Source organism: Leptolyngbya cf. ectocarpi LEGE 11479 (assembly GCF_015207065.1).
Classification (GTDB): domain Bacteria; phylum Cyanobacteriota; class Cyanobacteriia; order Phormidesmidales; family Phormidesmidaceae; genus Leptothoe; species Leptothoe ectocarpi.
Genome location: NZ_JADEXP010000372.1, coordinates 1 through 6,210 on the forward strand (window position 1 = coordinate 1; position 6,210 = coordinate 6,210).

The following is a 6,210-nucleotide window of genomic DNA, read 5'->3' on the forward strand; positions in this document are numbered from 1 at the left end:
GATTTTGAGCTGTGTATATTGAGCTTAGCTCATCCGATGTTGGTGTAAAATCTTCATCGTTCAACTTGGGGAAGTTGGGACTTTTATACTCTATTTCATCTATCGAAGCCTTGTAACTACTAAAAGAATCAGTCATTTCAAACAGAGTATTTGAAAGCTGGCTGTAGGTCTCATCATCAATGAGACCTTTAGCAAGGCTATCTTCAACACATGCTTGGAGCTGTGTAATTACATTGTCTATCTCTCTCATTGATGCTAAGACCCTTTGCGATACTGACACCAAGGCTTCTGACTCCATAGCTCATCTTGTATCCTGATTGAAAAGTAACTAAATCTTAGCTGTGTTGCCAGAGCAGGTCACTTCCTTCAATTAGGACAAATAAGAAGCTGTTACAAAATGAATGAAGTCAAAAGTGAATGTAGGAGTGAGTGAACACTTTGATATATTCATCATAGTACACTTGTACTTTTTTGCAAGTGCATCATCGTAGCGTGATGTTACGTAATAAGGAATCGTTTTGAAAAATTAACCAATTTCCCTTCTTTTGGGCCTAAATATTTTTCCCTGCCAGCCAACTGGTGGTCCAGGCGCTTTGAAAATTAAAGCCGCCGGTAATGCCGTCAATGTCGAGAATTTCTCCAGCCAGGAATAACCCTGGACAGAGGCGGCTTTCCATGGTCTTGAAGTTAACCTCTTTTAGACGGACGCCGCCGCAGGTGACAAATTCATCTTTGAAAACGCCTTTGCCTTGGAGAGCGTATTCTCCCTGGCGTAGTTCCTGCGTAAGCTTGTTAATGGCTTTGTTGGAGAGGGTGGTCCACTGGGTTTGAAGATCAATCTGGGCACGCTGCACAAAGTAGGTCCATAGGCGTTTAGGAGCTGGTGTCGGGTTATGGTTTGAGATCGCACGCTTCCCCCCTTCACTCCTCGCTGCCTGCAACTGAGCCCGCACCGCATCCTGGCTGAGCTGCGGTAGCCAGTTGATGATTATCGTTCCTTGATACTCCTGGTCATGGAGTGCCCGAGCCCCCCAGGCTGATAGCTTTAAGACGGCAGGACCGCTCAGCCCCCAGTGGGTAACGAGCACCGGACCGGTTTGAGTCAGCGGCTTTTTGGTGCCTGGCAGTTTGAGCTTGACCTCCACCGGGTTCATTGACAAACCGCTGCGCTGTCTTAAGGCCGCGTCTTTAACCGTAAACGTAAATAGGGAGGGCACGGGGGGCTCGATGGTATGGCCCAGACTTCTAGCAATGCGATGTCCCTGAGGGCTGCTGCCGGTGGCCAGAAGGATGCGATCGCACCGCACGTCTCCATCCTTAAAACCAAGGCCAAACCCCGAGTCGGTTTTGTTGACGGACCTGACCGGCGAACGAGTTTTGATCGTCACCCCGGCTTTGATTGCGGCTTTCCTCAGACAGTCCACAATGGTGTCGGAATCATCAGTCACTGGAAACATGCGACCGTCCGCCTCAGTTTTAAGCTTGACTCCTCGCTGCTGATACCAGGCGATGGTGTCCTGAGGCTGAAAGCGGGAAAATGGCCCCCGCAGTGCTTTGCCACCTCGGGGATAGTGCTGCACTAGCTGGGCCGGGTCAAAACAGTGGTGGGTGACATTGCAGCGACCACCGCCGGAGATCCGCACCTTGGCTAGGCAGTCGGGACCGGCTTCGTAGAGGGTGACAGCTGCCTGAGAATGGGCTTCAGCTGCCGCGATCGCACCAAAAAAACCTGCCGCGCCACCGCCAATTACCCCCACATGTTGCTTGGTCACCCAATTAATCCTCTAAAAACATCCAGCAAAAATATCCCGTAGGTGCGAGAAAAGTTACATATTGTACTTTTATTGTCGTATATTAATAAATGTGAAGGCATCTGAAATTTCTTAAGTGGAAGTCAGGATGCTAATAGTGATGATTGCCTTGGCTGTCTGGGACTTGAAGCGTTTCGGGCAGCCAATTTCTTTTTCAAGCTATCTTAATAAAAGTTTCAGATTATTTCAAAAAGTAACAAACCCACCATGGCAAACAAAGATCAAATCCGTAAGCATCTGGCCCTTAGTGCCACAGTCAGCTTAACTATCGCTCAGCCCAGTAATGGTTCAGAGGCCAAGAAGGCCCGTGTGATGGAGCATGTCCAAATTAGCAATGGCTCCGAGGGTTAAGGCCAAACCTAACTAATACTAAGGCCGCGCGTACCTTGAGCGCAGTCAAAAGGTACGCGCCCAGGCCAACGGTTCCTAGTTCAACGCTTCATCCAAACTGGCGGCTCCCGCACCGGTATAAATCATCATGAGCAGACCGCCGATCAGCCCCACATTCTTTAGAAAAGCATTCGTTTGGCTGCCATCAATGACAAAGTTATGAAACATCAGCGTTGCCGGTATCAAAAATATGATCAGCAACAGCGCGCCGAGTTTGATCTTGTAGCCCAGCAGCAGCGATAGGCTGCCCAGTAGCTGAAAAATAATGGTGCCCGCTGCCAATAGGCCGCCGAGGGGTAAGCGCTGACCGAGCATGTCAGCGAATCCGGCAAAGCCCATCAGGTGGCTAATGCCAGCCTTTAAAAAGATCAGGGCCAAACAGATGCGGGCAGCTAGGGGGAGATACTTCATAGATCAGACTGGGTGGTTTTGTATTCCTTGGGGACCAAATATAAGAACAGATACCACCACACTAAAATTACGACTGAGGCTGGTGCTGTAAGCCACCAGCGATGCAGCCAGACCCAGCTCACCGTGGGCACAGCCAGACCGGTCAAGACAATGGACCAGGGCTGACACCACCAGGGTTTTGACTGCCAGAGCGACTGCGGTTGTTCTGATGGTTCCATAGATGACAGTTGCTCAATACACCACACCAGACTAGGGTAGCTTGTTGCGATCGCAAAAAAAAAGCGGTTGAAACAGTAACCACTGTCTCGCCCGCTCCTTGTTAACCCACCCCAGGAGCCATCTGTGTAAAACAGATAGCCCCGGTTCTAAAATTGCTAGCATCAACAGACACCAGCAAAACCTGAGGAGTTCATTAGCAAGCACTCGGGCATCGTGACGAAGCACCCGAAGTAGCTGCGATCACGTATCTAAATAAGCCACATACACCAAAATGTGTCAAAGCCTGTAGAAACGTGTTGAACTATCAACTTGATTTAAGAATCCCATGGGAAGATGACAAATAGGTGTAATTACTTATTTTCTTTAGAATTGACCTCAAGTGGTTGCTATTGATACGTTTTTTCGATTTTTCTAGATGGGGATCAGGTCTCTGATCGGATTTGGGGTTGGTTTTGCATGACTTTTTCGTTGAGATGCGTTATTCGTACATGCAAAACTTGGCGCTATGGGGTCATCAGGCGATGTACCTGAATCTTTATATCCTGAAAGGCCACGGGTGAGATGGTTCCAGTTTTCAAGATCTCTTCCGTAGTGTATTGCCCATTCTGCAGATTTTTGAAAACATGAAGCTGTTTGGCCTTTAGATTGACAACCCAGTACTCTTGGATATTGGCTTCTGCATAAGTAGTTTTCTTTGTCGTTAGATCTTTGGTGAGAGTAGCGTTGGAAAATTCGATTAGCCAGTGGATGTCGCTGGGATATGGGTGATGCTCTAAATAGACGGTGCCCAGGGGTTTAATGATAGCCAGATCAGGGATGGGTTCTGAGTTACCACTGAGGGTGATCGGGTGAGCTTCGCTAACTTGGGCTCGACTGCCAAGTAAGGCTCGCAGGTAATCGCCTGCTTTACGGTTGTAGTAGGCGTGAGGTTCACCCTCTGGCGGCATGACGATGATTTCTCCCCGTAAGAGTTCGACTGGCTGCTCGTCAAATACACCAGCTTGGATGGCCTGATGGTACCGGTCAGTGGTCCATTTATAAGTAGTGACGGTCATGGGAACCTGGCCTCACGCAGTGAAAGGGCGTATCGGTAGTTTAAAGCGCCTATCCCAGAGAAATACATCTTTGGGTATACATCTATGTGAGTATAAGCGCTTATTCTAAAGCAAACTTTTGTTAAGAATTAAGACAGCATTGTGTTTTTGCGACGGTTGGTAATACTACTTCTTTCAAGGTGAGTGGAACTACCAGCAACGCAGCAAATGTGGGTCTAATAGCGAGGCATTCATGGTTAGGATAAATCAGCTCAAAACCCTGGGATTACTGATACTACTCAGTGGATTAATTGTACTTGCCGGGTATCTACTGGTTGGCAACGAGCAAGGGCTCTACTATGGACTAGGCTTTGCAGCCTTGAGTAGTTTTGGGTCCTGGTACTATTCTGACCGCGCCGCTCTATCTGCGTTTCAGGCTAAACCGACACCGCGCGAGCAGGCTCCAGAGCTATGGGACCGCATTGAAAAATTGTGCGATCTCGCTGGAGTTCCCATGCCAGCTCTGTACATTGTGCCATCGGAGGCTCCCAATGCTTTTGCCACTGGACGCGATCCTGACCATGCTGCGATCGCCCTTACCGAAGGCATAATTAAGCTTTTATCTCCTGATGAGCTAGACGCTGTGATTGCCCATGAACTCACCCACGTACGCAATCGAGACACGCTTACCCAGGCTGTCGCTGGAACTCTGGCAGGGGCGTTGACATTTCTGGGCCGCATTTTGACCTTGGGTGCACTGTACTTTCCCATTGCACGAGCCGGGCGACGAGGCAACAACCCGATTGTGATTTTGTTTTTATTGGTGATTGCCCCCCTGGGTGCGGGACTGCTGCGCATGGCAATTTCTAGAACACGAGAGTATGCAGCTGACGAAGGAGCTGCAGAGATTACTCAAAATCCTCTCGCGTTGGTACGCGCGCTCGAAACCTTAGAAGCAGCTGGGCATAAAGTGCCTCTACAGGGTAATCCCGCCTTTGCTCCACTATTTATTGTGAATCCTCTCTCAAAGGAAGGCTTGATGAAGCTGTTTCTGACCCATCCTCCTACAGAGGATCGAATCGAGCGCTTAAAGCAGCTGGCGAAAAAGAGCGAGACAAGCACTGCTAAAAAGCTCAGCCCTGTGGCTTAAGTGTGATAAGAATCCCCTGTGGACGCTAACGTTCACAGGGGATTCGGTTTAGATATAAAGGGTCAAGCAAACAGAATCCTGTTTACTTAGATATAGGGTTCGTGCTAGGACGTTATGTCATAACTTGCTTTGTCTGTGATTCCACTGTAAGCCGTTATATGGCATATACAATCCTCTACGAGAGAAGCCTACGGTCTGTTTATATAACTATCAATTTTTCTTGGTTTGTGTCTGCGATCACTGTGGAGTGCCCTGATTAGGGATGTGCTAAAGGATTACCGATGGAGAAGCACAGGGGACTCAAAAGCCATAAAAAAAGCCTCTGACACTGCGGTCAGAGGCGGTTCACTGTTTTGTATCATAAGAATCCCCCATGGGCGCTAAGGCTCATGGGGGATTTCAGATAGACATAAGGTTGTAAGCTCAGACGTCATGCAATTGCCATGGAATGCAACTGTTCTAGCATTCAGGGCACTCATACACTTCCTCAACCATGTCGTAAGTTTTGGGGATTAGCTTGCCCCTGACTACGACATAATTTGCACCAACGTAGCGTGTCCAGTTATAGAGAATTTGGTGGATATGTTGGTCTAACTCCACTGGGTCTTTGATGTGCTTGCTGTGATAGAGCTTGATTTCCTCCTCAATACCCATACTGTCCATAATATCGTGCAGCTCTACTGAATTTCTTTGCAGTAGGGCCTGACGAGCGATGGGAGTTTGCCAAACTCTTCTGACGACCGAATATGGAACGCCACCTAACGTGACTACTCCAGTCATGAAGAGAGTTCCCCAGGTCCCTGCACCAAGCATTATCAGCAGGACTAATCTGGCCATTGTTTTTCCCTTCTTCTTTTGTGTAGGGTGGCCTGATTGAACGGGTGGTGCTGAAGTCATAGCAAAGAGAGTATTAAGAATAATGAACACAGGTTATTCTTAAACTAGCAAGCTATGGAGGAAACCATGGAGTACTCAGGGCTGAGTTTACTAAGTTTTTATCAACAGAAATTCTTTTTATTGAAAATTCATTGCTCTCATGCAAGTAAGAAGAAATATTGGTGACCTGTTTGAATACTGGTACTCATCCGTGTAGTTGCCTACTCAACCAAAAGCGGCGCTGTCCAATCTGGACAGCGCCGCTTTTTCTTATATTGACTTGTTATCAAGCCTGAATGGCCTATGCAGCGATGGAAGG

8 protein-coding genes are annotated in these 6,210 nt (G+C 48.1%); 2 read left to right on the forward strand and 6 right to left on the reverse strand.

Features of this window, described 5'->3' with window-relative positions:
• The coding region (locus tag IQ260_RS25940; RefSeq protein ID WP_193995977.1) for a hypothetical protein at positions 1-298 on the reverse strand (298 nt) is incomplete at its 3' end.
• 253 nt (positions 299-551) lie between these two features.
• Entirely contained in the window at positions 552-1,772 is a 1,221-nt protein-coding gene (locus IQ260_RS25945) for a BaiN/RdsA family NAD(P)/FAD-dependent oxidoreductase (RefSeq protein ID WP_193995978.1), read from the reverse strand.
• Positions 1,773-2,018: 246 nt separating this feature from the next.
• Here IQ260_RS25945 and IQ260_RS25950 point away from each other — a divergent pair, with 246 nt between their 5' ends.
• Positions 2,019-2,162 carry a hypothetical protein gene (locus IQ260_RS25950; RefSeq protein ID WP_193995979.1) on the forward strand — a complete coding sequence of 48 codons (144 nt, stop codon included), beginning with the start codon at positions 2,019-2,021 and terminating at the stop codon, positions 2,160-2,162.
• A 75-nt stretch (positions 2,163-2,237) separates the two neighbouring features.
• On the opposite strand, the gene IQ260_RS25955 is transcribed toward IQ260_RS25950, so the two are convergent.
• From IQ260_RS25955 to IQ260_RS25965, 3 genes are all read right to left on the reverse strand, one after another.
• Positions 2,238-2,612: a DoxX family protein gene (locus tag IQ260_RS25955; RefSeq protein WP_193995980.1), complete on the reverse strand. Its 375-nt coding sequence runs from the start codon at positions 2,610-2,612 to the stop codon at positions 2,238-2,240.
• Positions 2,609-2,830 (reverse strand): DUF6737 family protein, encoded by a 222-nt coding sequence (locus IQ260_RS25960; protein WP_193995981.1) that lies wholly within the window; start codon positions 2,828-2,830, stop codon positions 2,609-2,611. The genes IQ260_RS25955 and IQ260_RS25960 overlap by 4 nt, the downstream gene beginning before the upstream one ends.
• Positions 2,831-3,334: 504 nt before the next feature.
• Entirely contained in the window at positions 3,335-3,886 is a 552-nt protein-coding gene (locus IQ260_RS25965) for a Uma2 family endonuclease (protein WP_193995982.1), read from the reverse strand.
• 232 nt (positions 3,887-4,118) lie between these two features.
• Between IQ260_RS25965 and IQ260_RS25970 the strand changes: the two genes are divergently transcribed.
• Entirely contained in the window at positions 4,119-5,015 is an 897-nt protein-coding gene (locus IQ260_RS25970; protein ID WP_193995983.1) for a M48 family metalloprotease, read from the forward strand.
• A 459-nt stretch (positions 5,016-5,474) separates the two neighbouring features.
• Here IQ260_RS25970 and IQ260_RS25975 read toward each other — a convergent pair whose 3' ends face one another.
• Positions 5,475-5,912 carry a hypothetical protein gene (locus IQ260_RS25975; RefSeq protein WP_193995984.1) on the reverse strand — a complete coding sequence of 146 codons (438 nt, stop codon included), beginning with the start codon at positions 5,910-5,912 and terminating at the stop codon, positions 5,475-5,477.
• Positions 5,913-6,210: the final 298 nt, after the last annotated feature.